The organism is Streptomyces albospinus, from assembly GCF_014648695.1.
In the GTDB taxonomy this organism is placed as follows: Bacteria; Actinomycetota; Actinomycetes; order Streptomycetales; family Streptomycetaceae; genus Streptomyces; species Streptomyces albospinus.
This window is the reverse complement of record NZ_BMRP01000008.1, coordinates 143,730-169,376: the sequence shown is the minus strand read 5'-3', so window position 1 is coordinate 169,376 and position 25,647 is coordinate 143,730. Positions and strand designations below refer to the sequence as shown.

The 25,647-nt window shown below is 73.7% G+C and carries 25 protein-coding genes; 15 read left to right on the top strand and 10 right to left on the bottom strand.

The annotated features are described in order from the left end of the window. Positions 1-119 precede the first annotated feature (119 nt). The 5 genes from IEZ17_RS13915 to IEZ17_RS13895 all read left to right on the top strand — a co-directional run bounded on the left by IEZ17_RS13915 (position 120) and on the right by IEZ17_RS13895 (position 4,604). The gene (locus IEZ17_RS13915) at positions 120-1,115 is read left to right on the top strand and encodes a zinc-dependent alcohol dehydrogenase (RefSeq protein ID WP_189299901.1); all 996 of its coding nucleotides are present in this window, start codon (positions 120-122) and stop codon (positions 1,113-1,115) included. 64 nt (positions 1,116-1,179) lie between these two features. Further along, a complete protein-coding gene (locus IEZ17_RS13910; protein ID WP_189299899.1) occupies positions 1,180-1,578 on the top strand; it encodes a 6-pyruvoyl trahydropterin synthase family protein in 399 nt (132 codons plus the stop codon). Between the two features lie 16 nt (positions 1,579-1,594). After that, complete coding sequence (locus IEZ17_RS13905; RefSeq protein ID WP_229852248.1) at positions 1,595-2,716, top strand: glycosyltransferase family 4 protein; 1,122 nt, start codon at positions 1,595-1,597, stop codon at positions 2,714-2,716. Further along, a complete protein-coding gene (locus tag IEZ17_RS13900) occupies positions 2,713-3,597 on the top strand; it encodes a class I SAM-dependent methyltransferase (protein WP_189299897.1) in 885 nt (294 codons plus the stop codon). Before IEZ17_RS13905 ends, IEZ17_RS13900 begins: the two co-directional genes overlap by 4 nt. Next, positions 3,594-4,604, top strand: coding sequence for a lysylphosphatidylglycerol synthase transmembrane domain-containing protein (locus IEZ17_RS13895; RefSeq protein WP_189299895.1), 1,011 nt, complete (start codon positions 3,594-3,596; stop codon positions 4,602-4,604). The genes IEZ17_RS13900 and IEZ17_RS13895 overlap by 4 nt, the downstream gene beginning before the upstream one ends. Here IEZ17_RS13895 and IEZ17_RS13890 read toward each other — a convergent pair. Together IEZ17_RS13890 and IEZ17_RS13885 are read right to left on the bottom strand one after the other, a co-directional pair. Next, positions 4,524-5,366 carry a RibD family protein gene (locus tag IEZ17_RS13890; RefSeq protein ID WP_189299893.1) on the bottom strand — a complete coding sequence of 281 codons (843 nt, stop codon included), beginning with the start codon at positions 5,364-5,366 and terminating at the stop codon, positions 4,524-4,526. The genes IEZ17_RS13895 and IEZ17_RS13890 overlap by 81 nt on opposite strands. Beyond that, positions 5,363-6,109, bottom strand: coding sequence for a creatininase family protein (locus tag IEZ17_RS13885; protein ID WP_189299892.1), 747 nt, complete (start codon positions 6,107-6,109; stop codon positions 5,363-5,365). Before IEZ17_RS13885 ends, IEZ17_RS13890 begins: the two co-directional genes overlap by 4 nt. A 220-nt stretch (positions 6,110-6,329) precedes the next feature. On the opposite strand from IEZ17_RS13885, the gene ribA reads away from it, so the two are divergent. Then, on the top strand, positions 6,330-6,932 hold the full coding sequence (gene ribA / locus IEZ17_RS13880; RefSeq protein ID WP_229852262.1) for a GTP cyclohydrolase II: 603 nt from the start codon (positions 6,330-6,332) through the stop codon (positions 6,930-6,932). A gap of 179 nt (positions 6,933-7,111) precedes the next feature. Then, positions 7,112-7,555, top strand: a complete 444-nt coding sequence (locus IEZ17_RS13875; RefSeq protein ID WP_189299890.1) for an SPW repeat protein — start codon at positions 7,112-7,114, stop codon at positions 7,553-7,555. A gap of 113 nt (positions 7,556-7,668) precedes the next feature. Here IEZ17_RS13875 and IEZ17_RS13870 read toward each other — a convergent pair whose 3' ends face one another. Next, positions 7,669-7,818 (bottom strand): hypothetical protein, encoded by a 150-nt coding sequence (locus tag IEZ17_RS13870; protein ID WP_189299889.1) that lies wholly within the window; start codon positions 7,816-7,818, stop codon positions 7,669-7,671. Positions 7,819-8,172: 354 nt separating this feature from the next. Between IEZ17_RS13870 and IEZ17_RS13865 the strand changes: the two genes are divergently transcribed. From IEZ17_RS13865 to IEZ17_RS13855, 3 genes are read left to right on the top strand one after another with little or no spacing between them, the layout of a single operon-like run. Further along, the gene (locus IEZ17_RS13865; RefSeq protein ID WP_189299888.1) at positions 8,173-8,439 is read left to right on the top strand and encodes a hypothetical protein; all 267 of its coding nucleotides are present in this window, start codon (positions 8,173-8,175) and stop codon (positions 8,437-8,439) included. Positions 8,440-8,497: 58 nt separating this feature from the next. Next, positions 8,498-10,405: an alkyl/aryl-sulfatase gene (locus IEZ17_RS13860; protein WP_189300109.1), complete on the top strand. Its 1,908-nt coding sequence runs from the start codon at positions 8,498-8,500 to the stop codon at positions 10,403-10,405. 55 nt (positions 10,406-10,460) lie between these two features. After that, positions 10,461-12,488 (top strand): ATP-binding protein, encoded by a 2,028-nt coding sequence (locus tag IEZ17_RS13855; RefSeq protein ID WP_189299887.1) that lies wholly within the window; start codon positions 10,461-10,463, stop codon positions 12,486-12,488. Positions 12,489-12,525: 37 nt separating this feature from the next. Here the strand turns inward: IEZ17_RS13855 and IEZ17_RS13850 are convergent, their stop codons facing one another. The 6 genes from IEZ17_RS13850 to IEZ17_RS13825 form a co-directional block, all read right to left on the bottom strand. Then, positions 12,526-13,566: a serine hydrolase domain-containing protein gene (locus IEZ17_RS13850; protein ID WP_189299886.1), complete on the bottom strand. Its 1,041-nt coding sequence runs from the start codon at positions 13,564-13,566 to the stop codon at positions 12,526-12,528. After that, positions 13,566-14,489: a DUF6895 family protein gene (locus IEZ17_RS13845; protein WP_189300101.1), complete on the bottom strand. Its 924-nt coding sequence runs from the start codon at positions 14,487-14,489 to the stop codon at positions 13,566-13,568. The genes IEZ17_RS13850 and IEZ17_RS13845 overlap by 1 nt, the downstream gene beginning before the upstream one ends. A 17-nt stretch (positions 14,490-14,506) precedes the next feature. Then, a complete protein-coding gene (locus IEZ17_RS13840) occupies positions 14,507-15,487 on the bottom strand; it encodes a DUF6895 family protein (protein WP_189299884.1) in 981 nt (326 codons plus the stop codon). After that, positions 15,484-16,185 carry a hypothetical protein gene (locus IEZ17_RS13835; protein WP_373299807.1) on the bottom strand — a complete coding sequence of 234 codons (702 nt, stop codon included), beginning with the start codon at positions 16,183-16,185 and terminating at the stop codon, positions 15,484-15,486. The genes IEZ17_RS13840 and IEZ17_RS13835 overlap by 4 nt, the downstream gene beginning before the upstream one ends. A gap of 11 nt (positions 16,186-16,196) precedes the next feature. Beyond that, positions 16,197-16,379: a hypothetical protein gene (locus tag IEZ17_RS13830; RefSeq protein WP_189299882.1), complete on the bottom strand. Its 183-nt coding sequence runs from the start codon at positions 16,377-16,379 to the stop codon at positions 16,197-16,199. Between the two features lie 178 nt (positions 16,380-16,557). Continuing rightward, on the bottom strand, positions 16,558-17,334 hold the full coding sequence (locus IEZ17_RS13825; RefSeq protein ID WP_189299880.1) for a GNAT family N-acetyltransferase: 777 nt from the start codon (positions 17,332-17,334) through the stop codon (positions 16,558-16,560). 102 nt (positions 17,335-17,436) lie between these two features. On the opposite strand from IEZ17_RS13825, the gene IEZ17_RS13820 reads away from it, so the two are divergent. The 3 genes from IEZ17_RS13820 (at position 17,437) to IEZ17_RS13810 (ending at position 20,261) form a co-directional block, all read left to right on the top strand. Next, positions 17,437-19,188 (top strand): MFS transporter, encoded by a 1,752-nt coding sequence (locus tag IEZ17_RS13820; RefSeq protein WP_229852246.1) that lies wholly within the window; start codon positions 17,437-17,439, stop codon positions 19,186-19,188. After that, positions 19,188-19,673 (top strand): MarR family winged helix-turn-helix transcriptional regulator, encoded by a 486-nt coding sequence (locus tag IEZ17_RS13815; protein ID WP_189299878.1) that lies wholly within the window; start codon positions 19,188-19,190, stop codon positions 19,671-19,673. The genes IEZ17_RS13820 and IEZ17_RS13815 overlap by 1 nt, the downstream gene beginning before the upstream one ends. Positions 19,674-19,853: 180 nt before the next feature. Next, complete coding sequence (locus IEZ17_RS13810; RefSeq protein ID WP_189299876.1) at positions 19,854-20,261, top strand: TOBE domain-containing protein; 408 nt, start codon at positions 19,854-19,856, stop codon at positions 20,259-20,261. 12 nt (positions 20,262-20,273) lie between these two features. On the opposite strand, the gene IEZ17_RS13805 is transcribed toward IEZ17_RS13810, so the two are convergent. After that, a complete protein-coding gene (locus IEZ17_RS13805; RefSeq protein WP_189299874.1) occupies positions 20,274-21,806 on the bottom strand; it encodes a helix-turn-helix domain-containing protein in 1,533 nt (510 codons plus the stop codon). 205 nt (positions 21,807-22,011) lie between these two features. Here IEZ17_RS13805 and IEZ17_RS13800 point away from each other — a divergent pair, with 205 nt between their 5' ends. Together IEZ17_RS13800 and IEZ17_RS13795 are read left to right on the top strand one after the other, a co-directional pair. Then, positions 22,012-22,854: an FAD binding domain-containing protein gene (locus tag IEZ17_RS13800; RefSeq protein ID WP_189299872.1), complete on the top strand. Its 843-nt coding sequence runs from the start codon at positions 22,012-22,014 to the stop codon at positions 22,852-22,854. Further along, the gene (locus IEZ17_RS13795; protein ID WP_189299871.1) at positions 22,851-25,646 is read left to right on the top strand and encodes a molybdopterin-dependent oxidoreductase; all 2,796 of its coding nucleotides are present in this window, start codon (positions 22,851-22,853) and stop codon (positions 25,644-25,646) included. Before IEZ17_RS13800 ends, IEZ17_RS13795 begins: the two co-directional genes overlap by 4 nt. The last annotated feature ends 1 nt before the right edge of the window (position 25,647 follow it).

Here is a 25,647-nt window from a genome sequence, read left to right as displayed (position 1 = left end):
CCTCCCGGCGCGTATGGCGGACTCGATGGGCGCCGCGTATCGTGACGGCGTCATCAAGATCCGCACCGTGCGTTCTCCAGCATCGGCGACGCATCGCCACACCGTCCAGGAGGCATCCGTTGCCGTGCGTCGCCCGGGCATTCTGGCTCGACTCTCCGGGTCAGGGCGAGATCCGGACCGTTGACCTGCGGCGACCCGGCGCCGGCGAGGTGCTGGTGCGCACGCTCTACTCCGGCGTGAGCCGCGGGACGGAGAGCCTGGTCTTCCGCGGCGGCGTCCCGGAGAGCCAGTACACCGCGATGCGCGCGCCGTTCCAGGAAGGCGAGTTCCCCGCACCGGTCAAGTACGGCTATCTCAATGTGGGCGTGGTGGAGGAGGGGCCGGACACGCTGCTCGGGCGGACGGTCTTCTGCCTCTTCCCGCACCAGACGCGGTACGTCGTCCCGGTGGCCGCGGTGACCCCCGTCCCGGACACCGTGCCCGCCGCACGGGCCGTACTGGCCGGCACCGTCGAGACCGCGGTGAACGCCCTGTGGGACGCCGCGCCGCTGCTCGGCGACCGGATCGCGGTGGTCGGCGCGGGGATGGTGGGCTGCGCGGTCGCCGCTCTGCTGGCCCGATTCCCGGCCGTCCGCGTCCAGTTGGTCGACGCCGACCCGGCACGGGCCGCCACCGCCGCGGCGCTCGGGGCCGGCTTCGCGCTGCCCGCGGACGCGGCCGGCGACTGCGACCTCGTCGTGCACGCCAGCGCCACCGAGGAAGGGCTGGCCCGCGCGCTCGAACTGCTCGCCCCTGAGGGCACGGTGATCGAGCTGAGCTGGTACGGCGACCGGCGGATCAGCCTGCCGCTGGGGGAGTCCTTCCACTCCCGGCGGCTGGTCGTCCGCAGCAGTCAGGTCGGTGCGGTCGCCCCGGCCCGGCGCGCCAACCGCACCTTCGCCGACCGGCTCGCGCTCGCCCTCGACCTGCTCGCCGACTCCGCCTTCGACGCCCTGATCACCGGTGAATCCGCCTTCGAGGAGCTGCCGTCCGTCCTGCCGCGGCTGGCCTCCGGCGAACTCCCGGCGCTGTGCCACCGCATCCGCTATCCGGCGGCCGGATCCCCTGCCGGCTAGCGGGCGGCAGGCCGGGCGGCACCGATCGAGACATCCGCACCGCGACACCACTCGGAGGTACACCGTGTTCAGCGTCACCGTCCGCGACCACCTGATGGTCGCCCACAGCTTCCGCGGCGCGGTCTTCGGGCCCGCACAGCGGCTGCACGGCGCGACCTTCATCGTGGACGCCACCTTCCGGCGCCCCGAGCTCGACGCCGACGACATCGTCGTCGACATCGGCCTGGCCACCCGGGAGCTGGGTGCGGTGGTCGGCGAGCTCAACTACCGCAATCTCGACGACGAACCCGCCTTCGCCGGGACCAACACCTCGACCGAGGCGCTGGCCAAGGTCGTCGCCGACCGCCTGGCCGACCGGGTGCACGCCGGAAGCCTCGGCGAGGGCGCCCGCGAGCTGGCCGGGATCACCGTGACCCTGCACGAGTCCCATATCGCCTGGGCCAGTTACGAGCGCACCCTGTGACCGGGCACGGGCCCCGGTGACGACCCGCCCCGGCGCCCGGGAGACGCCCCGCGTGGTGCACGTCGTGCTGCCCGGCGGCATCGCCGACCCGGCCGCGCCGAGCGGCGGCAACACCTACGACCTGCGGGTGTGCCGCGACCTCCCGGCCGTCGGCTGGCGGGTCCGGCGCCTTGCGGTGCCCGGCGCCTGGCCCCGGCCGGACCCGGCCGCCGGCGCCGGACTGGCCCGCCGCCTCGCCGAGTTGCCGGACGGCGCCGTCGTCCTCTTCGACGGACTGGTGGCCTGCGGCGTTCCCGACGTCCTCGCCCCGGAGGCCACGCGGCTGCGGATGGCCGTACTGGTGCATCTGCCGCTCGCCGACGAGACCGGGCTCGCGCCCGAGGTCGCGGCGGAACTGGACGCCCGCGAGCGGCGCGCCCTGCACTCCGTGCGGGCGGTGATCGCCACCAGCGAGTGGGCCGCCGGCCGGATCCGTACGCACCACGGGCTGGCGGCGTCCCGGGTCGCCGTCGCCCGGCCGGGAGTTGACGCCGCACCGCCGGCGGCCGGTACGGACGGTGCCGGCGGACTGCTCTGCGTCGCGGCGGTGACCCCGCGCAAGGGCCAGCACCGGCTGGTGGACGCCCTGCTGCCCCTCGCCGACGAGTTCCCCTGGACCTGCGATGTCGTCGGCGGCACCGGACGGGACGCCCGTTACGCGGGCGAACTGCGGCAGAAGGTACGGCGGTCGGGCCTCGGCGGGCGGATCCGGTTCGCCGGCCCGCGGTCCGGCGCCGAGCTGGACGCGTACTACGCCGCCGCCGACCTGCTGGTGCTCACGTCGTACGCCGAGACCTACGGCATGGTGCTCACCGAGGCGCTGGCGCGCGGCATTCCGGTGCTCGCCACGGCCGTGGACGGGGTACCGGAAGCGGTGGGGACGGCTCCCGACGGGAGCGTGCCCGGACTCCTCGTACCGGCCGGGGAACCGGCGGCGATCGGTGCCGCGCTGCGGGCCTGGTTCGGCGATGCCGGGCTGCGGCGGCGGCTGAAGATCTCGGCGCGCGGACGGCGTGCCATGCTGGAGGGGTGGGAGATGACGTCGCACAGTCTGGCGGAAGTGCTGGAACGGCTCCGGGACGAGCCCTGGAGCCCGTGACGGGCGGAGTCGGCCGACCGCGGTTCGCCCCGCAGTGGCTCGCGTTGCGGGAACGGGCCGATGCCGCGGCCCGCGCGCCCGAGCTGCTGCGACCGCTGCGCGACTGGTCACCCGCCCTCGATCCGGACCGGATGCCCGACCCGGACGGTCTGGTGATCCGCGACCTGGGCTGCGGTACGGGCTCCATGGGGCGCTGGCTCGCGGTCCGGCTGCCCGGTCCGCAGCACTGGATCCTCCAGGACCACGACCCGGTGATGCTCTCCCGGGCCGCCACGCGGATGCCGTCAACCGCCGCCGACGGCCGGCCGGTTACGGCCGTCGCGGTCCTCGGGGACCTGGCCGCGTTGACCGCATCCGCCCTCGCGGACACGTCCCTGGTCACCGCCTCCGCCCTGCTCGACCTGCTCACCCGGGAGGAGTTGGAGCGCGTCGCCGCGGCGTGCACGGCCGCCCGGTGCCCGGCGCTGTTCGCACTCTCGGTCACCGGACGGGTCGAACTCACCCCGCACGACCCCCTCGACGCCGAGATCGCCGCCGCCTTCAACGCGCATCAGCGCCGGACGGACGGCGGACGGCGGCTGCTGGGGCCGGATGCGGTGCCGGCGGCCGTCGAGGCGTTCGAGCGGCGCGGGGCGACGGTGGTCACCCAGGCCAGCCCCTGGCGGCTGGGCGGGCCCGAGTGCGCGCTGACCGAGCAGTGGCTGCGCGGCTGGGTGAGCGCCGCCCGCGCGCAGCGGCCGGGGCTGGCACCGGCGACCGACGCGTATCTGCGACGGCGGCTGGAGGCGTGCGCGGCAGGGGAGTTGGGGGTCGCGGTGCACCACACCGACCTGCTGGCGCTGCCGGGCCCGTACGGGGCGGAAGCCGGGACCGGGGGATGAACCGCCGGGTCGGGTCCTGGCTGCGGACGCTCGGGGGACTGGGCATCCTGGCGCTGCTGGTGCGGCAGCTGGGATCAGCCGCCTTCCTGGACGGGCTGCGCCGGATCGACGCCGGCACGCTGCTGGCGGGGCTCGGCATCGGTGTGCTGACGACCGTGTGCAGCGCCTGGCGGTGGTGCCTGGTGGCCCGCGGCCTGGGCCTGCGGCTCCCGCTGGGCCGGGCCGTCGCGGACTACTACCGGGCGCTGTTCCTGAACGCGGCGCTGCCCGGCGGCGTGCTGGGCGACGTCCACCGCGCCGTACGCCACGGCCGGGACGCCGGGGACCTGGGGCGCGGCGTGCAGGCGGTGGTGCTGGAACGCACCGCGGGCCAGGTGGTCCTGCTCGCGGTGGGCGCGGTGGTGCTGGCCGTGCGCCCGTCGCCCGCGCTGGCGCCGGTCGGCCGGGCCGTCGGCGCGCCCGGGGCGCTGCTCGCGGTGGCCGGAGCGGGCGTCCTGGGCGTCGCCGCGGCCGTGCTGCTCCGCCGGCGGCGGCGCGGCGGGAGCGGGGGCCGGGACGGGCGTGCCGCGCCGTCCGAGGCGCGGCAGGCACTGCTCGGCCGGGCCGTCTGGCCGGGCGTCACCCTCGCCTCCGCCGTCGTACTCGCCGGATATCTCGGGATGTTCCTGCTGGCCGCCCGGGTCGCCGGAGCGCGGGCGCCGACGGCGGAACTGGTGCCGCTCGTCGTGCTGGCCCTGCTGGCGATGGCGGTGCCGCTGAACGTCGGCGGCTGGGGGCCGCGGGAAGGCGTCGCGGCCTGGGCGTTCGGCGCCGCCGGACTGGGCGCGTCACTGGGCCTCACCACCGCCGTGGTCTACGGCGTGCTCGCCTTCGCCGCGAGTTTGCCCGGCGCCGGGGTCCTGGTCGTCCGGTGGGCCGGGCGGCCCCTACGATCCGGCCGCCGTCCGCAGATCCAGCTCGAAGAGCGTGTCCTCGCCGAGCAGGGCCCGCCGCAGCGGCGGGCGTAGCGCGTCCCGCATCACCGGCGTCCCCGGAAACCGCAGCCCCGGGACCCCGTCGCCCAGCAGCACCGGCGCGACGGTCACATACAGCCGGTCCAGCGCCCGCGCCCGCAGGAACCGCGAGACGGTGACCCCGCCCCCCTCGATCAGCACCCGGCCCAGTCCGCGGGCCGCCAGCGCCGCCAGCAGCCGCTGTGGAGCGAACGCCGCGGTGTCCGGCAGCGCCAGCACCTCTACGCCGTCCCCGACGCCGTCCGTGGCCGCGTCCGGGCCCACCACCCACAGCGTCGGCGCCGCGCCGTCGGTGAACACCTGCCGGTGCCGGGGCACCCGGCCCCGCGGATCGAGGACCACCCGCACCGGATCGCGGCCGGCACACGCCCGTACGGTCAGCCGGGGATCGTCCGCCACCGCGGTGCCCGCGCCGACCAGCACCGCGTCCGCCAGCGCCCGCAGCCGGTGCAGATGCCGGCGGTCCTCCTCGCCGGTGACGTAGTCGGCGTCACCGGTGCGGGTCGCGATGAAGCCGTCCAGGCTCTGCCCGAGCTGCCCGAACGCCACCCGGGGCCCGGCCAGGCACAGCGGCAGATAGCGCTCGGCGAGCCATACCGCCTCCGGCGTGGCCGCCCCCGCCCAGCGCGCCCCGCCGGCGCCGTCCGGCACCAGCCCGGACGCCACCGCCCGGTCCGCCGTACGGATGCTCAGCAGCCGCTCCCAGGCCGTCGTCGCATCGACCGCCCCGTGTGCCGCGTCGGGTGCACCGGTCATCGGCCACCGCCCAGCAGCTCCGCATACGCCCCGAACGCCTCGGCCAGCCCCGCCAGCAGCTGCGCGCCCTTCGCTGCGGAGGCCAGGGAGGGGCGCCCGATGACGCCGGATTCCGTGTAGGCCGGCATGCCCAGGGTGAGCAGATGCGGCCGGTCGTCGGCGAGATGGTCGGCCGACGCGTAGCCGGGGCGCACGAGTTCGGGATGGGTGTGCAGCAGGATCGACGTCTCGGTCTCGCCCGCGTGCATATCGCTGTGCGCGGACGTCCGCACGCCCGCCCGGGAGCGGGCCGCGGCCCAGTCCGCCGATCCCGGGAAGAGCGCCATCCGCGTCCCGCCGCTCTCGTTGGATTCCTGAACGGCATGGCGCAGCACGTAATTTCCGCCGTGGCCGTTGACGAGAACCAGCGTGCCGATGCCGGAGCGGCACAGCGAGGCGGCGATATCCGTGACCACGGCATGCAGGGTCGGCGCGGACACGCTGACGGTTCCGGGCCAGGCGGCGTGTTCCTGGGAACAGGAGACGGTCAGCGGCGGCAGCAGCAGCACCGGGTACCGCGCCGCGATTTCCGCGGAAATGGCGCAGGCGACGAGCGTGTCGGTGGTCAACGGCAGGTGCGCGCCGTGCTGTTCGAAGCTGCCGATGGGCAGCAGCGCCATCTCGGGCCGTGCGGCGCGGACATCCTCGGTGGTGTCCGCCGGCAGCAGGCCGGACGGTGAACTCCGGTGGCCCGGAACGGTCATCGGCAGGCTCCGATCGGCATCAATCCGGCGGCGCCGGTGCCCAGTTGAGGGGAATTGTCACGGGCTGGATCGTATACCGCTCGATTCCGAACGCGGGTACGATCATGCCATGACGGACCCCGATACCGCTGCCGAGGTCGGACCCGATGCCAACGCCGCTGTCGCAGGGGGTGATTCCGCCGCCGCTGCCGATGCCGGGCTTCATCTGGGAGTGCAGCGGATGGTGGCCGTCCGGCTTCCCACCGCGCACGGCGCATTCCGCGCCGTCGGCTATCTCGACCGCCGCACCGGAGTCGAGCAAGTGGCCCTGGTGCGCGGCGATGTGGCGGGGGAGAAGGTGCTGACCCGTATCCATTCGGAATGCCTGACGGGTGACGCCTTCGGGTCCATGCACTGCGAATGCGGTGAGCAACTGGCCGCGGCCCTGCGGGCGATAGCGGACGAAGGGCGCGGAATTCTCGTCTATCTCCAGGGGCACGAGGGCCGGGGTATAGGACTGCTGGCCAAACTCCGGGCGATGAAACTCCAGGAGGACGACGGGCTGGACACGGTCGAGGCGAATATCGCGCTCGGACTGCCCGTGGATGCCCGGGAATATCGGGCCGCGGCCGGAATTCTCCAGGACCTCGGCGCCCGGTCCGTACGGCTGCTGTCGAACAATCCGCGCAAGGGTGAGGCGCTGGAGCGGTACGGCCTCGATGTCGCCGAACGGGTCCCGCTGCTGGTGCCGCCCGGTGCGGAGAACATCCGGTATCTGCGGGCCAAGCGGGAGCGCCTGGACCACGACCTTCCGCATCTGGACGGCGCCCCGGGCCCGTCCTGACCGGCCCTGCCGCGGCCGTGTGAACCGGACGGGCAGCCGCCCGGACGGACCCTTCGGTCATTTCCGTGAAATTCCCACCCGTCGACATCTACACATAAAGGCGACATAAGAGCAGAATAAAGGTGCGCGGCTGATGCCACGCAAGGCGGCCTGACTTGTGGACGAAGGAGGCGAGTCGTATGGCCGACGTCTCACACACCAGGGGAGATCTCGCTGGTCACCCCGACGCTTCTGAGATGAGGGCCCGCTACGAGAGGGTGCTCGGCGGGCGTGATGTGGTGCTGGTCGACGGGCCGGTATTCCTGGTCGGTCTGTACTGCGCCGCTTCGCCGTGGATCGTGCACTACGCGGCCTCGCAACCCGCGCTGATGACCCACAACCTCATCGTCGGTATCGCGATCGCCCTGCTGGCGGTCGGGTTCACCGTCACTCCGGAGCGTATGTACGGCCTGAGCGGCGCGATGTGCGCGATCGGCGTCTGGCTGATCGTGTCGCCCTGGATCGTCGGCACCGGCCCGGACAAGGGAGTCATCTGGAACAACGTCATCATCGGCGCTCTGACGTTCCTGTTGGGCGCGATGTGTGTCGCGGTGGTGGCATCGAGGAGCCGCGACGTCACATGATGCGCGCTCCCCACGGGGGCGTGTGAAAACCACCGGCCCGCTGCCGTACGACACCAGAGCGACGGCAAGCGGGCCGGGCACGTGTCCGGCGGCACCCCTCGGTCCGCGGCCTGCTACGGCCGGTGATCGCGGTCCGGGGCGGTGGGCGGAGCGGGCGCGACGAGCTGTCCGGCGACCCCGGCGAGCACCAGCCCGCCGGCCAGGATCAGACCGTGCGACAGTGCGACGCCGGCGATCAGGACGGTGATCGCGGTGCCCAGCATCAGCCAAACCGCACCGCGCCGGAAGGGCGGCACCGCGCCGGCCGCCGGTAGCTGCGGGTGCGGGCAGGGGGCGGCGTCGTTGTGGAACGTCTCCGCGAGGTCGCGGAGTTGGCGGTCGTCGTCGGGGGACAGGGAGCGTCCCTCCTCTCCCGGGTGGTGCTGCCGTTCTCGCCGTAGGGGCAGGGTGCGGGCAGGCGGGCGGATGGGGGCATTGCCTCGAAGATCCAGCGAAATCGGGGTTGCCTCACTGCGGGTGACCTTGCGTGGCGCGCAGCGTCACACAGGCGTTGTTGTGCCCTGCTCGGCCCCGCCCGTAACGCCGTTGTCCGGACATCACCGGAGAGGTGCCGCACCGTGCCGTACGAGGCGCCGCAGCAGCAGCAACAGCAGCAACAGCCGGAGATCTCCGCCCGGTTCGGCGCCGCGATGAGCCGGGGCGCCGCGCGCACCGCAGCGCTGCTGCCCACGGCGTACGCCTCCGACCGCTTCACGACCGCGGCCGGTATCGGTGGTGGCGAGGGCGCGCTGCGGGCCTGGGTGTTCTGTCCGAGGCAGGCCCCCGGCTCGCCCGCGACGGGCTGGACGGCCGGCGCTCCCCGCCGAGCCGGTGTGGTGCCGTGATCGCGTGACCCACACGTGCGATAACCGAGCATTTTAGGTTAAATCGGACGTGTGGGCCATGCGCCCGTGGTGGCCCGCCGTCCCCGAGAGGTGGCGCGCCGTGACCGCTGTGCCTGTGGATGAGCACGCTGTGCCCGTCGATGACCACGAAGACTTCGCCGACGCCGACCGCGGCTTCATCGCCTCGCTCGACCCGCCCCGCATCACCGCGGCGGACGGACGGGTGGTCTGGGACGCCGAGGACTACGCCTTCCTGGCAGGGAACTGCCCCGAGACCGCGAACGAGAGCCTGTGGCGCCAGGGGAGGCTGGTGAGCCGGCAGGGCCTGTACGAGGTGACCGACGGCATCTACCAGGCGCGCGGTCTGGACCTGTCCAACATGACGCTCATCGAGGGCGATCACGGGGTCCTCGTCGTCGACCCGCTGCTCTCCGCCGAGACCGCCGCCGCGGCGCTGGAGCTCTACCGAAAGCACCGCGGTGACCGGCCGGTCACCGGCCTGATCTACACCCATGCGCACATCGACCACTTCGGCGGCGGACGCGGCGTGCTGCCGCCCGGCCGGGACCCCGTACCGGTCCTCGCGCCGACCGGATTCCGGGCGCACGCGGTCGGCGAGCAGCTCTACACGGGACCGGCGATGAGCCGGCGCGCGGAGTACATGTACGGCACCCGGCTCCCGAAGGGGCCGGGCGGCCAGATCGGCTGCGGCCTGGGCACCACCACCTCCACCGGCACCCGCACCTTCATCCCGCCGACCGTGGACATCACCCGCACCGGACAGGAGGAGATCGTCGACGGCGTGCGCCTGGTCTTCCAGCTCACCCCGGGCACCGACGCCCCCGCGTCGATGAACTTCGCCTCCCCGTCCCACCAGGCGCTCTGCACCGCGGAGAACGCCATCCACACGCTGCACAGCATCCTCACCCTGCGCGGTGCGGTGGTCCGTGACACCCGGCGCTGGGCCCGCTACCTCAACGAGGCCCTGGCCCTCTTCGGCGCCGACACCGAGGTCGCCTTCGCCTCCCACCACTGGCCGACCTGGGGCAACGAGCGGATCCGCACCCTGCTGGCCAACCAGCGCGACCTGTACGCGTATCTCCACGACCAGACGCTGCGGCTGCTCAACGAAGGGCACACCGGCGCCGAGATCGCCGAGGAGCTGCGGCTGCCCCCGGACCTGGAGCGGCGGTGGGCGCACCACGGCTACTACGGCTCGCTCAGCCACAACGTCAAGGCGATCTACCAGCGCTACCTCGGCTGGTTCGACGGCAACCCCGCGCACCTCTGGGAGTACCCGCCGGCCGAGCAGGCCCGGCGCTACGTGGACATCCTGGGCGGCGTGGAGGCCACCGTGGACGCGGGCAAGCGGTTCGCCGCCGACGGCGACCTCCGGTTCGCCGCCACCCTCCTCAACCACGCCGTCTTCGCCGCCCCGCAGAACCTGCGCGCCCGCCGCGAACTGGCCACCGTCTACGAGCGGCTGGGATACGGCTGCGAGAACGGCACCTGGCGCAACTACTACCTCACCGGCGCCATGGAACTGCGCGGCCGTCCAGCCGACGCACGACCGCCCGCCACCGACCCGGAGGCCCCCGGACCCGACATCGTCCGGGCCCGCACCGTCGACCAGCTCCTCGACTCGCTCGCGATCCGCGTCGACGGCCCCCGGGCCTGGTCGGCCCACCTCACCATCGACCTCTACCTCGCCGACGAGGACCGCACCTGGCACCTCACCCTCTCCCACGGCGCCCTCACCCACCTCAGCACCCCCGGCCGCCCCACCGCCTCCGGCGACCGGCAGCCGGATCTGACGCTGAGCCTCACCACCACCCAGCTCCGCGATCTGCTCACCGGCGGCGGTCTGTCCGCCGTCACCCACGAGGGTGAGCCGGGGGCGGCCCTCCACGAACTCCTCGGCCTGCTCAGCACCCCCGACCCCGACTTCCCCATCGTCACACCGTGATCCGCCCGGGGCCCGCGCGATGTGGGTTCCCTCCGGAGTGGGGCAAACTGGGCCGGTGACCAGCGATATTCCCGACGAGTCGACAAGCTTTGTCGGCCGGCGACCCGAACTGAGGCAGCTGTACCGCGAGTTGAGCCAGCACCGGCTGATCACCCTGACCGGCCCCGGCGGCGTGGGAAAGACCCGGATCGCCATGCGGGCCGCCCGGGCCGCGGAGCCGCGCTTCCCCGACGGCGTCCGGTGGGCGCCGCTCTGGCCGTTACGCGGCGACCAGTTGCTGGTCGCCGCCGTCTGCGACGCCGTCGGGCTGGCCGACCACTCGGCACGGACGCCGGTGGCCGCGCTCTGCGAATGGCTCGCCGACAAGCGGCTGCTGCTGGTCCTGGACTCCTGCGAACACCTCGTCGCCGCCTGCCGGGACCTGGTCGGCGATCTGCTGACCGCCGCCCCCGCCGTCACCGTACTGGTCACCAGCAGACAGCCGCTGGACGTCGTCGGCGAGTGGATCACCGAGGTCGGCCCGCTGCCGTGCACCGGCGACAACGACGCGCTGGCGCTCTTCACCGATCGGGCCGGCACCGCGGCGCCGGACCTCCAGCTCACCGACCCGGCCAACGCCGGGGCCGCGGCGGAGATCTGCCGGCGCCTCGAAGGGATCCCGCTCGCCCTGGAACTGGCCGGCGCCCAGCTGGCGCACAGCCCGCTCGCCCGCGTCGCCGAGCGCATCGGCTCCCGCTTCGACGTCCTGGACGGCACCGAGACCGCCTGGACCCCGCGGCACCGCACGCTGCGCACCGCCATCGGCTGGAGCCACGAGCTGTGCGAGCCGCTGGAGCGGCTGCTGTGGGCCCGGCTCTCCGTCTTCCGCGGCACCTTCGACGCCGAGTCCGCGGGTGCCGTCTGCGCGGGCGGCCCGCTCACCGGCGACGGCGTGCGCACCGCCCTGGCCGGCCTCGCCGCCAAGTCGGTCATCCACCGCGAGGGCGTCCGCTTCCGGATGCTCGACACGCTGCGCGAGTACGGCCGGATGTGGCTGGCGGAACTGGGCGAGGTGGCCGGCGTCGCCGACCGGCACGCCGCGCACTTCGTCGGCTTCGGATGCCGCGCCGAACTCGGCTGGCTCGGCCCCGAGCAGGTCAGCTGGTACGGCCGGGTCGCCGACGCGCATGTCGATCTGTGCACCGCGCTGGACCACCTGCTGCACGCCGCGCCGGAGCGCGCCCAGGAACTCAGCGCCGCCATCGGCTTCTTCTGGAGCTGCTGCGGCCATCTGCACGAGGCCCGCGACTACTTGGAACGTGCCCTCGCCGCCCATGACGCCCCCGGCCCGGCCCGCACCCGGGCGCTGTGGGCGCTCGGCGTCGCGGTCCTCCTCCAGGGCGACCTGGACACCGCCGAGACGCTCGGCCGCCGGTGCGCCCGCGCCGCGCGCGAGGACGGTGCCGACGCGCTGCTCGCCGCCGGCTACCTCATCGGCCTCACCCATCTCATGGCCGGCCGCCCGCTGACCGCCTTCACCGTCGCGGAACAGGTCCTCGGCCCGCCGCCGGACGACCCGTTCGCCTCCGCCGGCCGGCTGCGCTGCCATCTCGTGCGGCTCTTCGCGCTCACCGCCCTGGGCCGGCTGGACGAGGCCCGTGCCCAGGCCACCGCGCTGCGGCACGGCTGCGAGGTGCGCGGCGAATACTGGTCCCGCTCGTACACCGACTACCAGCTCGCCCTGATCGCCCTCTTCCAGGGTCGGCCCGAGGAGTCCGCGGACCACGCCCGGGCCATGCTCGCCGCCAAGCAGCACATCGGCGACAAGTTCGGTATCGCGCTGGGCCTGGACCTGCTGGCGGCTGCGGTCGCGGCCCAGGGCGACGGCGCGGCGGCAGCCCTCGTCTACGGCGGCGGCCAGGCCGTGTGGCGGACGGTCGGCCACCCGCAGCGCGGCACACCGGAGTTGCGCGCGGTCCGCGAGGAGTGCGAGCAGCGGGCCCGCGCCGCGATCGGCGACGAGGCGTACGCCGAGGTCTTCGACCGGGCCGCCGAGCAGAGCCCCGAGGCGTTGCTCGCCCGCATCGTGGCCGGGGAGCTGTGACCGCGGCGACCACGGCGCCCGACGGGCGGCTTGGGCCTCACCCGGCCGGTTCGCGGGCCAGCGCGTACAGCAGCTCGTAGGCGGTGGTCACCATCCGGCAGGTACGGCCGCGCCGGGTGGCGAGCGCGACCAGCCCGGTCCCGGTCGCCGGGTGGTAGCCGAGGAACGCCTGCTGGCCGAAGGTCGCCCCGCCGTGGAAGAGCAGCGGCCCGTACCGCGCAGGGTGCTGAAACCACGTCAGGGTGTGGGTGTTGCGGTGCCGCCAGCCGCGCCGCAGCAGCGGGATCTGCACCTCGCGCAGCGCCCGCGGCAGCGGGGAGCCGTCGGGGGAGAGGTGGGCCTCCAGGTAGGTCAGCAGGTCGGCGGGGGTGGCGCGGACCGCCCCGGCGGCGGCGAACGCGCCCATGTCGGCGCCGCGGACCGGGGTGCTCCCGTTGGTCCGGTGGCCGATGGCGTCGGTGCCGGTCGCACCGGGCGCCAGGGAGGTGCCCGTCAGCCCGAGCGGGCCGAGGATCCGGGTGCCGAGCAGGGTGGCGTAGTCGGTGCCCGCCGCACCGCTCATGGCCGGGCCGAGCAGCGCCAGACCGAAGTTGGAGTAGCGCCAGCGGGTCCCGGGGCGGTGCCGCGGACGGGTGTGTGCGAAGGTGCGCAGCAGCCGCTCGGTGTCATAGCGGGAGTAGGCGTCGTCGTACGGGCGCAGCAGCGCGCCGGCCAGCAGGTCGGTGGGGATCCGCGGCAGCCCGGAGGTGTGGGTGGCCAGATGCCGCAGGGTGATGCGTCGGGACTGCGGGTGCGGCAGCGGCAGCCGCGGCAGGTGGGCGGTGAGCGGGTCGTCCAGGCGGAGCACTCCGGTCGCCGCCAGTTCCGCGAGCAGCAGCACGGTGAACGTCTTGGAGAGCGAGCCGAGTTCGTAGCGCAGCGCATGGCGCGGGGTCGGCGGTGCCGGCGCGGTGCCGCCGCTGACCACGGTGCGCCGGCCGTGCCGGGTGACGGCCAGCACGACGTCCGGGGCCTCGATCCCGGTGACCGCGTCCGCGAGCCGGTCCGCGAGCGCCGTCCCGCCGCCTTCGGGCCGCATCAGCGGGCGTCGCCGGACAGCACCCGGGACGTCGCCATCGCCGAGGCGAACGCGGCGACCAGGGTGGGGTGGTGGACCTGGTCGAAGACCTCCGCCGCATCGCCCTGCGGCATCGCGTGGTGGATGGGCATCGCGCCGTTGGCGGCCTGGGCGGCGGCGTACCGCTGCCACAGCCGTGCGTCCAGTGTGGGGCGCGGCAGGCAGGCGTCGACGATCAGGAGCTCGCCGAGCAGATCCCAGTGTTCGAGCTCCGCCCAGTCCTCCATCCAGGCGGGCAGGTACCGGCTGAGGTAGTCGGCGATCGCCGGCGGGATCCGGTCGGGCGCCTCGCCCCAGTCGGTGAGGTGGAAGACGGTGTGGGTGATGTCGTACGCGATGTGCAGCTGCACCGTCCAGGGCTCGGGGAGCTGCCCCAGCCAGGTGCGCTCCAGCGCCTGGTCGAAGTCGGCGCTGGGCGCGAGCCCGAGTTTGCGCTCGGCGTTGAGCACCCCGAGCCGCCGGTTGGGCACCATCTCCAGCGTGGTCCACGTGGTGGTCCGCCGGGCCGCCTCCAGGGCCGCCTCCAGGCCGGGGTGGCGGTGGCCCAGTTCGTGGAAGTGCGCATAGACCTCCAGTGGCACCGGCGAGTGGGGTTCATCGTGCTGGAGGGCGGCCAGTACGTTGCCGCCGTCCAGCAGCTCCCGCCAGGTGAAGTCCAGCAGCTGCCCGGCCCGGGTGCGCTGCCGGGACCCGGCCACGCCCTCCCGGAAGAGCACCTGCATGTTGACGGCCAACTCCCCGATGGGCTTGAGCCGTTCGATCATCGCGCTGCCCGTGGCGCGGTCCTCGGGGGTCAGCCGGAAGTGGTCACGGTGCGCGTCGATCCAGGTCAGGGCCCGGTCGCCGACACCGTGCACCAGTGCGGCGGAGGCCGGGGACACCATGGACGCAGCCGGCACGGTCACGGCGCCGCCTCGCTTTCGCAGGGCGTCCGCCCGGCCCCCGCCGCGACCCCGGCCAGCGGGCCGGCTTCGGCCCCGTCCGGGGCGGTACGGGCGAGGGTGCCGGCGAACGCGGTCACCAGGGTGGAGTGGTAGCAGGCCAAGAACGCCTCGGCCCGGTCGGCGGGGCGCGGTGCGGCGCCCGTCTCGGGCACGCTGCCGTCGGCGGCCTGCGCGCCGGCCAGCCGCTGCCAGGCCGCCGGATCGTACGGGGCCTCGGGCAGGCAGGCCGCCACGGCCAGCAACTCGCCCACGAGGTCCCACAGTTGCTCCTCCAGCCAGTTCTCCAGCCAGGAGGGAAGCCAGAGCCGCAGATAGCCGGCCAGCTCGGGGGAGAGCCGCCGGCGGTCGCGCCCCCAGTCGGTGAGATGGAAGACGTCATGGGTCACGCCGTAGGCCGCCCTGCGGTCCAGCGCCCAGGGCTCCGGCATCAGCCCCAGCCCGGTCAGCGCGAACTCCGCGTCGAAGTCGGTGTGCTGGGCCAGTCCGATCCGCCGCTCCGCGTTGAGCACGCTGAGCGTACGGGTGCGGTCCTCGCGCGCCACCCGCCAGCCGCGCAGTCCGGTCGTGGCCGGCACCAGCTCCTCGACGGCCGGATGCCGCAGACCGGACTGCGCGAACACCCCGTAGATCTCCACGGGATAGGTGGCGTGGGGCTCACCGCGGATCAGCTCGGCGAACAGCTCCCCCTCACGGGTCTCCCGCCAGGCGAAGGCGAACAGCCGGTCCGCAGCGGCGCGGAGCCCGGCCCGGGGATGCGACGCCGCGATGAGCTGGGTGAGTTGGGCCAGTTCACCGATCGGTTTGAGGGTGAGGTTGGGATCGGCGTCCGTCGTCGCGTTCGGCGGCAGGCGGAAGAACTCCCGCATCTCCTCCAGCCACCCCAGGCTGTTGCCGACCATCCGGTCCAGCAGCCCGGGGTCGGCCCGGCCGCCGGTCACCAACCCCTCCCGTGGAACCGCCGGGCCGCCACGACGTGCAGTGCGACCCTGGGGTCGGCGCCGCCCATCTGCCGGACGAACGCCAGCCCGGCGTCCAGCCCGAGGGTGGGCGGTACGTCGGGGAGCCGGGCCAGCCAGCGGCCGACCCCGGCCGCCTGGAGCCAGTCCCGGCGGCGTACCGCCCGGACGAACCCGCGGGCCAGGTCATCGGTGCGCGCCGCCAGTTGGTCAGCCAGGTCCGCCGCGAGGCCGGGCAGCGCCAGCGCGGCGAGCTGGGACACCCGGTGCGCCAGCTTGGGCCAGGGGTCGGTGCCGATCCAGTCGGACCCGGCCTTGGGGGGCCGTGGCCAGGGCTGGTCACCGACGGGGAGGTAGGCGTGCGACGCCTCCACCAGGCCCCGGTAGCTCCATGCCGACACCGCGGAGGCGTCCGCCCCCGGGGGGTAGGCCGCGAGCGTCTGCCGCACCACTGCTTCGTCGTCCGCGCCGCCGGGCGCCGCCCGGTGTTCCAGCGCGTACGGTGCGAGCGCGTCGGCGCCCAGTACCCGGACCGCGGCCGGCGCGAGCGGATCGTCCTGCCGCAGGATCCGGGACAGTGCGTAGGGGTCGCCCCCGCCCTGGAGGGCGAGGGCGACCCCGGTTGCGGCATCGGCGATCACAGCGCTGAGCGCGACTGCTCCCTGCGTCTGTTCAGCCAACGGACTACCCCTCAGCTGTGAGTCTTCGGGCGAGGGGTGGGGGGCGAGATCAGGATCAGGCCGAGCGCGAGCAGCCCGTCCACGCACTTGCGGGTGTCGCGGAAGACGCCGTCGGGTTCTTCGGGGGACAGCAGCCCCTCGACTTCGGTGGCCAGAGCGGTGGTTTCGCCCGGTGCTGTGCGATCCGTAACCATGCGATCAACTCCTTCGAGGAATGGGGTATCAGGCTTACATCCGCCATAAACCGCCGCAATCCGGACTAATGCCATCAGTGGTGGCCCTGGGGAGCCCCGATGCCGCGGTGTTGACGGACCGGGGGCCCACCCCCTTCCCCAACTCCTCCACAGAACAAGAGAGTTGACCGATGTGGCGCTACGCCCTGCGGACGTACGGCGTGGTCGTGCCGAGCACGGCGAACCCCAGCCGGCGCAGAATCGGACTGCTCTGAACGGTGGCATCCACCTGTAGGTAGCGCACCCTCCGCGCGGCGGCGATTTCGGCGCGCCGGGCCACAAGTGCCCGGTAGATGCCCCGTCCACGCCAGGCGGGGAGCGTGCCGCCGCCCCACAGGCCGGCGAAGTCCTTACCCGGCGTCAGCTCCATTCGGGCTGCGGACACCGGGGTGTCGCCCGCCATCGCCACCGTCATGACGAGGGAGTCCGGATCCTGTGCGAGCCGGGCCAGCAGCCGGTGCCGCATTCGGGTGGCGGACGTCCCGAAGACCGCTTCGTGGACCCGTACCACCAGCTCCACCCCCGCCGGACCCGTCACCGGCACGAGCCGCACCCCGGGCGGCGGGTCGGCATCCGTGGCGAGGTCGCGCACCGGCGCCACCATCAGGGACTCCGGGGGCTCCGGCACGAACCCGGCCGCCCGCAGCCGGTCGCCGAGGTCGGCGGGGCGGTCATGGGCGTACAGCTTCCACTCGCAGTCCCGGCCCAGACCGGCGAAATACCGGACCTGTGCCGCGATGGCCGGGCCGGCGGTGGATTCGTCGAGACCGGACCACAGGACACCGTTCCAGTCGTCGGGCCCGCCGACCTGCCGCACCACCGGTCCGTCCCGCTCCACCCGGGCGCCGGGGGAGTCGGCCGGCGCCTCCCGGCGCAGTTGACGGTCGAACAGGGCGAGCACCTCGTCGTGATCCATCGGCCCATTCCAGCAGACGGTCCACAGCCCTGGCCGGACCCGTCGGGGCGTTCTAGATTGGTTGATGTCAAGCAACTGGATTCCCGGTGGGAGTGGTGTCCCGTGGGAAGCAAATGGGTCGCCCTGTCGAATACGACGCTCGGCGTGCTGATCGTCTCGATCAACATGTCGATCATGCTGATCGCGCTGCCCGACATCTTCCGCGGCATCGGCGTGGATCCCTTGCACCCCGGCAACACCGGGCTGCTGCTGTGGCTGATCATGAGCTATCTGGTGGTCACCGCCGTCCTGGTGGTCAGCTTCGGCCGGCTCGGCGACATGTGCGGCCGGACCCGGATGTACAACCTGGGCTTCGCGGTCTTCACCCTCTTCTCCGTACTCCTCTCGGTGACCTGGCAGCACGGCACGGCGGGCGCCCTGTGGCTGATCGCCATGCGGGTGCTCCAGGGCGTCGGCGGCGCCATGCTGATGGCCAACTCCAGCGCGATCCTCACCGACGCCTTCCCGTCCGACCAGCGCGGGCTCGCCCTGGGGCTGAACCAGGTCGCGGGCATCGCCGGATCGTTCATCGGGCTGGTGCTGGGCGGGCTGCTCGGACCGCTGAACTGGCGGCTGGTCTTCCTGGTGTCGGTGCCGTTCGGGCTGTTCGGCACGGTCTGGGCGTATCTGAAGCTGCGGGACACCGGGATCCGCACCCCGGCCCGGCCCGACTGGTGGGGCAACCTCACCTTCGCGGCCGGACTCATCGCCGTACTGGTCGGGATCACCTACGGAATCCAGCCGTACGCCGGACACACCATGGGCTGGACCGACCCTGCCGTGCTCGCCGCGCTGGCGGGCGGGGTGGCGCTGCTGGTGCTGTTCTGCTTCGTCGAGACGAGGGTGGCCGAGCCGATGTTCCGGCTGGGGCTGTTCCGGATCCGCGCGTTCACCGCCGGGAACCTGGCCAGTCTGCTCGCCTCGCTCGGCCGCGGCGGCCTCATGTTCATCCTGATCATCTGGCTCCAGGGCATCTGGCTGCCCCGGCACGGCTACGGCTTCACCCAGACCCCGCTGTGGGCCGGGATCTACATGCTGCCGCTGACCCTGGGCTTCCTGGTGGCCGGACCGGCGTCCGGATGGGCCTCCGACCGGTTCGGGGCGCGTACCTTCGCCACCGGCGGGATGCTCCTCGCGGCCGGGACGTTCGTCGCCCTCCAGTCCCTGCCGGTCGACTTCGGCTACCCCGGCTTCGCGGTGATCCTCCTGCTCAACGGCGTCGGCATGGGCCTGTTCGCGGCACCCAACCGCGCCGCCATCATGAACAGCCTGCCGCCCGACCAGCGCGGCGTCGGCGCCGGTATCAGCACCACCTTCCAGAACTCCGCCATGGTCCTGTCCATCGGCATCTTCTTCTCCCTGATGATCACCGGTCTGGCCGGATCCCTGCCCGGCGCCCTCACCGGCGGCCTCACCGCCCAGGGCGTGCCGGCGGCGGACGCGGCCAAGATCGCCGGACTCCCGCCGGTCGGCGTGCTCTTCGCCTCCCTGCTCGGCTACAACCCCGTCCGCACCCTGCTCGGCCCGCAGATCCTCGGCCATCTCCCGCCCGGCCACGCCGCCTATCTCACCGGCCGGGAGTTCTTCCCCCAGCTGATCTCGCAGCCGTTCGCCCAAGGACTCGCAGTCGCCTTCGACTTCGCCGCCTGTCTGATCGCCGCCGTCGCCTCCCTGCTGCGCGGCGGCCGGTACGTCCATGACGACCGGGCCCGGCGGCCCGCGGAGGGCCGGGGCCCGCAGCCGGTCGCGGCGCCCGCCGCCGAGGATCCGGCCCCCGCGCCGCCCGCGCCCCCGCCCTGCACCGGGAGCCCGTGATGGACCGGCCCGGGCCCGCCGAAGACGCCGGACGGCTGCGCGCCGTGCTCCAGCAGCTGCTGCCGCTGCTCCGCGGCCGGTCCCCGCACCGGGACCTCACCCCCAGCAGGCTGGCCGCCCTCGCGGAGCTCGCCGCCCACGGCCCGCTGCGGGTCGGCGAACTCGCCGCACGGATGAACATCGCGCTGTCCACCACCTCCCGCATGGTGGACCTGCTCGACGGCTGCGGCTGGATCGCCCGCCGCCCCGACCCCGCCGACCAGCGCGCCAGCCTGATCAGCCTGAACGACGACGGGGCCGCCCTGCTCGGCACCGTACGCCGGGAGACGACCGGCATCCTCGCCGAGGAGATCGCCGCTCTCACCGCCGACCGCCGGCGCCTGCTCCACGAGGCGCTGCCGGCGCTGGAGTCGCTGGCCGAGCGGATGCGCGGACGGTCCGCCCCGTCAGCGCGGCCCAACGGCCGTGCGGATGCCGTAGTTTGATGTTGTATCAGGTTGCGTCGCCGGACCGCTGCGGGGAGCGAGTGGGGCCCGCGGCCCGGGCGTTCGGCAGCGGGCCGCCCGCCTCACGCGCCGTCGGCGAGCCGGCCGGCGAAGGGGGCCTCCCGGCCGGCCGGGAGAGCGCGCACCGGCGGGACCGGTCGATGGGTCTAGAGTGCGAGGGTGCCGTCGTACAGCATTGGTCAGGCAGCCCGGCTGCTGGGTGTGAGTTCGGAGTCCGTCCGCCGCTGGGCCGACGGCGGTCAGCTGCGGATGGACCGGGACGGCGCGGGCAACCGCGTGATCGACGGGGTGAGCCTGGCGGCGTTCGCCAAGGACCGGGCGGCGGGGCTGCACCCGGTGCCCGGCGAGATCCGTACGTCGGTGCGGAACGCGTTCGCCGGGATCGTCACCGCGGTCACCCTCGACGATGTGATCGCCCAGGTCGAGATCCAGTCCGGGCCGCACCGGCTGGTGTCGGTGGTCAGCCGGGAGGCCGTCGAGGAGCTGGGCATCGAGGTCGGGGTGGAGGCCACCGCCCGGGTGAAGTCGACCAATGTCCATATCGACCGGGCGGACGAACGCGGTTGAGCCCGGGTGCCGTCAGCGGCACAGCAGCGCGGCGTGCAGGTCGAGTTTGTGGTCCAGCCGGGACAGATCGCGGCCGGTGAGCGTCTCGATGCGCTGGACGCGGTAGTGGACGGTGTTGACGTGCAGATGCAGGATCTCGGCGGTACGCGCCCATGAGCCGTGCTGCGCGAGGAACACCTCCAGGGTCTCCAGCAGCATCCGGTGCGAGGCGCTGCCGCCGTGCGCCAGCGGGCCCAGGACCCGGCTGCTGAAGGCCGCACGGACCTCTGCGGGGACCCCGGCGAGCAGCGCGCCCAGCGTGGTGAGGTCGTCGACGGAGGTCACCCCGGCGGCGTCCGGCGCCGCCGACCGGGCCGCCGCGAGGGCGTAACGTGCCTGGTCCAGCGCGGAGTTGAGGCCCTCGGCGCTGGCGACCGGCCCGCTGACCCCGGCGTGCAGCGGCGTCTGCGGCCGGCAGCCGTGCAGCGCCGGCCATACCTCGGCGAGCGGGGTGCGGCCATCGGTGCCGGTGCCGGTGGCGGTGCCGGCGCGGACGACGGCCGCCGCCTCGCCACCCGGGAGCCGGCCGACCGCGAACGGCTCGCCGGGGGAGTGCCGCAGCGCCTCGGCCAGCGCGCTCACCGCCTGGCCGGGCTCGTCGCCGTCCAGCGCGGCGATCACCACCCGGTACGGTCCGGTGGCGGGCAACCCGCAGGCGTGCAGCGCGGTTTCGAGGGCCGCGCCGTCGGCGCCACCCGTGTCGGCGAGCGCCAGCAGCTCCTTCGCCGCCCGCCGCCGGGCCAGCTGCCGCGGTGCGCTGTGGTGCCGGTGCTGGGCGATGACCTCGGCTATCTCGTGCAGCACCCGCGGCGGTGCGTCGGCCGCACCGGGCAGATGCAGGAACCAGCCGTCGTACGGCCCGGCGTCCCCGTCGATCCGCAGGCTGGTGCCGGCCGCCGTCCTCAGGTCCTGTGCCGCCCGACCGGCCGGCAGGACCGGAGCCGCCGGGGTGCGGGCGATCTCCCGGCCGGTCGCCGTCAGTACGTAGCAGGCCGGGCCGCCCAGATGCGCGAATGCCCGGTCCAGCAGGGCGTCCGGGGCGGCGTCCTCGGCGAGCAGCCCGGCCAGTTCGGTGCGGACGTTCTCGGGCAGGGCGTAGTGATCGGTGGGGCGGCGGCTGAGGTCTCCCCACTGGCGCAGGTACACCGCTTCGGTGATGGCCCGGAAGGTGGTGTGCGCGGGGACCGCGAGCAGCGCGACGCCGTGCTCGCGGCAGGACTCGACCAGGACCTCGGGCACCTTCCCGTGGGTCTCCTCGCCGGCCAGCAGCGCGGCTGCCCCGGCGGTGGCCAGCGCCGACACGAAGCGGTCCACCTTCGCCCGGCCGTCCCCGGGCGTCCACCACACCAGCCCGCTCAGCACCAGCTCGCCCGGCTGGAGGAAGCGCGTCGGGTCCTCCAGGTCGGTGGCGGTGACCCCGCCGACCTCGCGGGTGAGCAGCGGGCCCTCGCCCCACAGGAGGGACAGATCGAGCGATGCGAGCTGGAGGAGATCGTGGACGTGCATGTGCTGGCTCCTTGGACGGCTGCCGGGCGCGGAACCCTGCATCTCACATTCACGAGGCGAATATGAGTGATCGCATCGTAAATGCAAGCCTCAGCAGCGCATAACCTTCTTGGTTGATCATCCAGGTACGGGCCGCGGCGTTGGTGCTTTTTCCGTGCTGCGGACCAGTCGTGCCGACCGCCGCCGCGTTGCTTCACTCGGCGGCATGGATCTGAACACGGTGCTGGAGGTGCGCGACGCCCGGCAGCGCACCCCATGGCGCACCGGCGACGCCTGGCTGGGTGGCGGCACCTATCTCTTCTCCGAGCCGCAGCCCCACATCCGGCGCCTGGTGGACCTGAGCCGGATGGGCTGGGAGCCGGTCCAGCAGCTCCCGGACGGCTCGCTGGAGATCGCCGCGACCTGCACCATCGCCCAGCTCTCCCGCTTCGCGGCCACCTTCCGCGTCCCGGCGGCACCCCTCTTCGAGCAGTGCTGCCGCGCCTTCCTGGCCTCGTTCAAGATCTGGAACATGGCGACCGTCGGCGGCAACCTCTGCAACGGTCTGCCCGCCGGCCCGATGATCTCGCTGACCGCCGCGCTCGACGGCAGCTGCCTGCTCCAGGCCCAGGACGGCTCCCTGCGCCGCACCAAGGTCGCCGACTTCATCACCGGCGCCGGCCGCAAGGACCTCGGCGCCGGCGAGCTGCTCCGCTCGGTCACCCTGCCCGCCCGGGCGCTGACCTGCCGTACGGCGTTCCGCCAGGTCTCCCTCTACGGGCTCGGCCGCTCCGGAGCGCTGGTCATCGGCGCCCACGACCCGCTGGACGGCTCGCTCGCCGTCACCGTCACGGCCGCCACCGTCCGGCCGGTCCGCCTCTGGTTCCCGACGCCGCCGAGCGCCGCCGCACTGCGCGGCACCCTGGCGCGGGCCGTCGCCGACGACGAGTGGTTCGACGACATCCACGGACTGCCCGCCTGGCGGCGGCACATGGCGCTGCGGCTCTCCGAGGAGATCCGCTCCGAACTCGCCCACGGCCCGGAACTCACCAGGGAGAGTGCCCGATGACCTTCGCCCTCCACGTCAACGACCGGCCCTTCGACGCCGAGCCCCGCCCCGGCCAGTGCCTGCGCACCTACCTCCGCGACCGCGGCTGGTTCGGGGTGAAGAAGGGCTGCGACGCCGGTGACTGCGGGGCCTGCACGGTCCATGTCGACGGCGAGCCGGTGCACAGCTGCCTCTACCCGGCGGTACGGGCCGAGGGCCGCCGGGTCACCACCGTCGAGGGCCTGGCCGAGCCGGACGGTGAACTCCATCCCGTACAGCGCAGGTTCCTCGACGCCCAGGGCTTCCAGTGCGGGTTCTGCACGGCCGGCTTCCTGATGACGACGGCGAAGCTGAACGAGGACCAACTCGGCGATCTTCCCCGGGCGTTGAAGGGCAACCTCTGCCGCTGCACCGGCTACCGCGCGATCGAGGACGCCATCCGCGGCGTCCGGCACGTCGAGGAGCCCTGCCCCGGGCAGTCGGTCGGCCGCAACCTGGGCGCACCGGCCGGGCCGCAGGTGGTCACCGGCACCGCCCGCTACACCTTCGACATCGAGGTCGAGGGGCTGCTCCACATGAAGCTGCTGCGCTCCCCGCACCCGCACGCCCGGATCGTCTCCATCGACACCGCGGAGGCGCTGCGCGTCCCGGGCGTGCACCTCGTCCTGACCCACCACGACGCCCCCGAGCGGCTGTTCTCCTCGGCCCGGCACGAGCACCCCACCGAGGACCCGGACGACACCCGGGTGCTGGACGACGTGGTCCGGTTCGTCGGGCAGCGGGTGGCCGCCGTGGTCGCCGACAGCGAGGGCGCCGCCGAGGAGGGCTGCCGCCGTATCGCCGTCGAGTACGAGCGACTGCCGTACGTCCTCGACCCGGAGGAGGCGATGCGGCCCGGCGCCCCGGTGATCCACCCCAAGGGCCCGGAGAGCCGGATCGCCCGCGCCGGGAACAACGTCGTCGGCGAGGTGCACGGCGAGGTCGGCAGCGTCGAGCAGGGCTTCGCGGACGCCGACGTCGTCTACGAGGAGACCTTCCGCACCCAGCGGGTGCAGCACGCCAGCCTGGAGACGCACGGCGCCCTCGCCTACTTCGAGGAGAAGGAGGACGGCGACGGCGAACGGATCGTGGTCCGCTCCAGTACTCAGGTCCCGTTCCTGACCCGGCGGGCCCTGTGCGCGCTCTACGACCTGCCGCAGGACGAGGTCCGGGTGGTCGCGGGCCGGGTCGGCGGCGGCTTCGGCGGCAAGCAGGAGATGCTGACCGAGGACGTCGTGGTGCTGGCCGCGATGCGGCTGCACCGGCCGGTGAAGCTGGAGTTCACCCGCGCCGAGCAGTTCTTCGGCGCCACCACCCGGCACCCGTTCACCATCGGCATCAAGGCCGGCGCGCGGCGGGACGGCACCCTGACGGCCCTTCAGCTGCGGGTGGTCTCCAACACCGGCGCGTACGGCAACCACGGCCCCGCGGTGATGTTCCACAGCGTCGGCGAGTCGATGGCCGTCTACCGCGCGCCCCACAAGAAGGTCAACGCCTTCTCCGTCTACACCAATTGCGTACCGGCCGGCGCGTTCCGCGGCTACGGCCTGGGCCAGGTCACCTTCGCGGTGGAGTCGGCGATGGACGAGCTCGCCCGGCGCCTGGGCATCGATCCGCTGGTCTTCCGGGAGCGCAACATCATCGGCCCCGGGGAGCACATGATCAGCCCCGGCGGCGAGGAGGAGGACCTGCACATCGCCAGCTACGGCCTCGACCAGTGCCTCAAGGTCGTCCGCGACGCCATCGCCGCAGACCGCAGCGCCGAGGACGCCCCCGAGGGCTGGCTGGTCGGCCAGGGCACCGCGATGTCGATGATCGCCACCGGCCCGCCCGGCGGCCACTACGCCGACGCCACCGTGACGCTCCTGGAGGACGGCACGTACGACATCGCCGTCGGCACCGCGGAGTTCGGCAACGGCACCACCACCGTCCACAAGCAGATCACCGCCGGCGCGCTGGGCACCACCGTCGACCGGATCGCCATCCGGCAGTCCGACACCGACGTGGTACGCCACGACACCGGCGCCTTCGGTTCGGCCGGCACGGTGGTGGCCGGCAAGGCGGTGATGAAGGCGGCCAACGGGCTGGCGGAGCGGATCCTGTCGTTCGCCGCGGAGCACGCCAGGGCCCCGCGGAGCCTGTGCCGGCTGCTGGCGGACGCGGTGGAGTGCGACGGGCGGACGGTCTCGCTCAAGGAACTCCACGAAGCCGCGCGGGAGAAGGCGGTGGAGCTGGCGGCAGCCGGGCACTGGGGCGGCTCACCCCGCTCGGTGGCCTTCAACGCCCAGTGGTTCCGGATCGCCGTGGACCCCGGCACCGGTGAGATCAAGATCCTGCGCAGCGTCCACTCGGCCGACGCGGGCAAGGTCATGAACCCGATGCAGTGCCGCGGCCAGGTCGAGGGCGGCGTGGCGCAGGCGCTGGGCGCGTCCCTCTTCGAACAGGTCCTGGTCGACGGGGGCGGCAAGGTCCTCACCCCCGCCTTCCGCCGCTACCGGCTGCCCGCCTACGCCGATGTCCCGCGCACCGAGGTGCACTTCATGGAGACCTCGGACGCCATCGGTCCGCTGGGTGCCAAGTCGATGAGCGAGAGCCCGTTCAATCCGGTGGCGCCGGCCTTCGGCAACGCGCTGCGGGACGCCACCGGGGTGCGCTTCACCGAGGTGCCGTTCCTCCGGGACAAGGTGTGGCTGGCCCTGGAGGAGCATCGCGCCGCCGGCGGGGAGGACGGCCGCCCGGCGCGGCAGCACCCCGCGCGCGAGGGGTCGGTGTGAG

Coding starts and splice junctions, on each gene's coding strand:
- IEZ17_RS13850 (WP_189299886.1), bottom strand. CDS start 13,566: ATGCGGCCCGAAGGCGGCGGGACGGCGCTCGCGGACCGGCTCGCGGAC.
- IEZ17_RS13795 (WP_189299871.1), top strand. CDS start 22,851: ATGACCTTCGCCCTCCACGTCAACGACCGGCCCTTCGACGCCGAGCCC.
- IEZ17_RS13895 (WP_189299895.1), top strand. CDS start 3,594: ATGAACCGCCGGGTCGGGTCCTGGCTGCGGACGCTCGGGGGACTGGGC.
- IEZ17_RS13885 (WP_189299892.1), bottom strand. CDS start 6,109: ATGACCGTTCCGGGCCACCGGAGTTCACCGTCCGGCCTGCTGCCGGCG.
- IEZ17_RS13815 (WP_189299878.1), top strand. CDS start 19,188: ATGGACCGGCCCGGGCCCGCCGAAGACGCCGGACGGCTGCGCGCCGTG.
- IEZ17_RS13830 (WP_189299882.1), bottom strand. CDS start 16,379: ATGGTTACGGATCGCACAGCACCGGGCGAAACCACCGCTCTGGCCACC.
- IEZ17_RS13805 (WP_189299874.1), bottom strand. CDS start 21,806: ATGCACGTCCACGATCTCCTCCAGCTCGCATCGCTCGATCTGTCCCTC.
- IEZ17_RS13860 (WP_189300109.1), top strand. CDS start 8,498: ATGCGCCCGTGGTGGCCCGCCGTCCCCGAGAGGTGGCGCGCCGTGACC.
- IEZ17_RS13800 (WP_189299872.1), top strand. CDS start 22,012: ATGGATCTGAACACGGTGCTGGAGGTGCGCGACGCCCGGCAGCGCACC.
- IEZ17_RS13870 (WP_189299889.1), bottom strand. CDS start 7,818: ATGCTGGGCACCGCGATCACCGTCCTGATCGCCGGCGTCGCACTGTCG.
- IEZ17_RS13890 (WP_189299893.1), bottom strand. CDS start 5,366: ATGACCGGTGCACCCGACGCGGCACACGGGGCGGTCGATGCGACGACG.
- ribA (WP_229852262.1), top strand. CDS start 6,330: ATGGTGGCCGTCCGGCTTCCCACCGCGCACGGCGCATTCCGCGCCGTC.
- IEZ17_RS13825 (WP_189299880.1), bottom strand. CDS start 17,334: ATGGATCACGACGAGGTGCTCGCCCTGTTCGACCGTCAACTGCGCCGG.
- IEZ17_RS13845 (WP_189300101.1), bottom strand. CDS start 14,489: ATGGTGTCCCCGGCCTCCGCCGCACTGGTGCACGGTGTCGGCGACCGG.
- IEZ17_RS13875 (WP_189299890.1), top strand. CDS start 7,112: ATGGCCGACGTCTCACACACCAGGGGAGATCTCGCTGGTCACCCCGAC.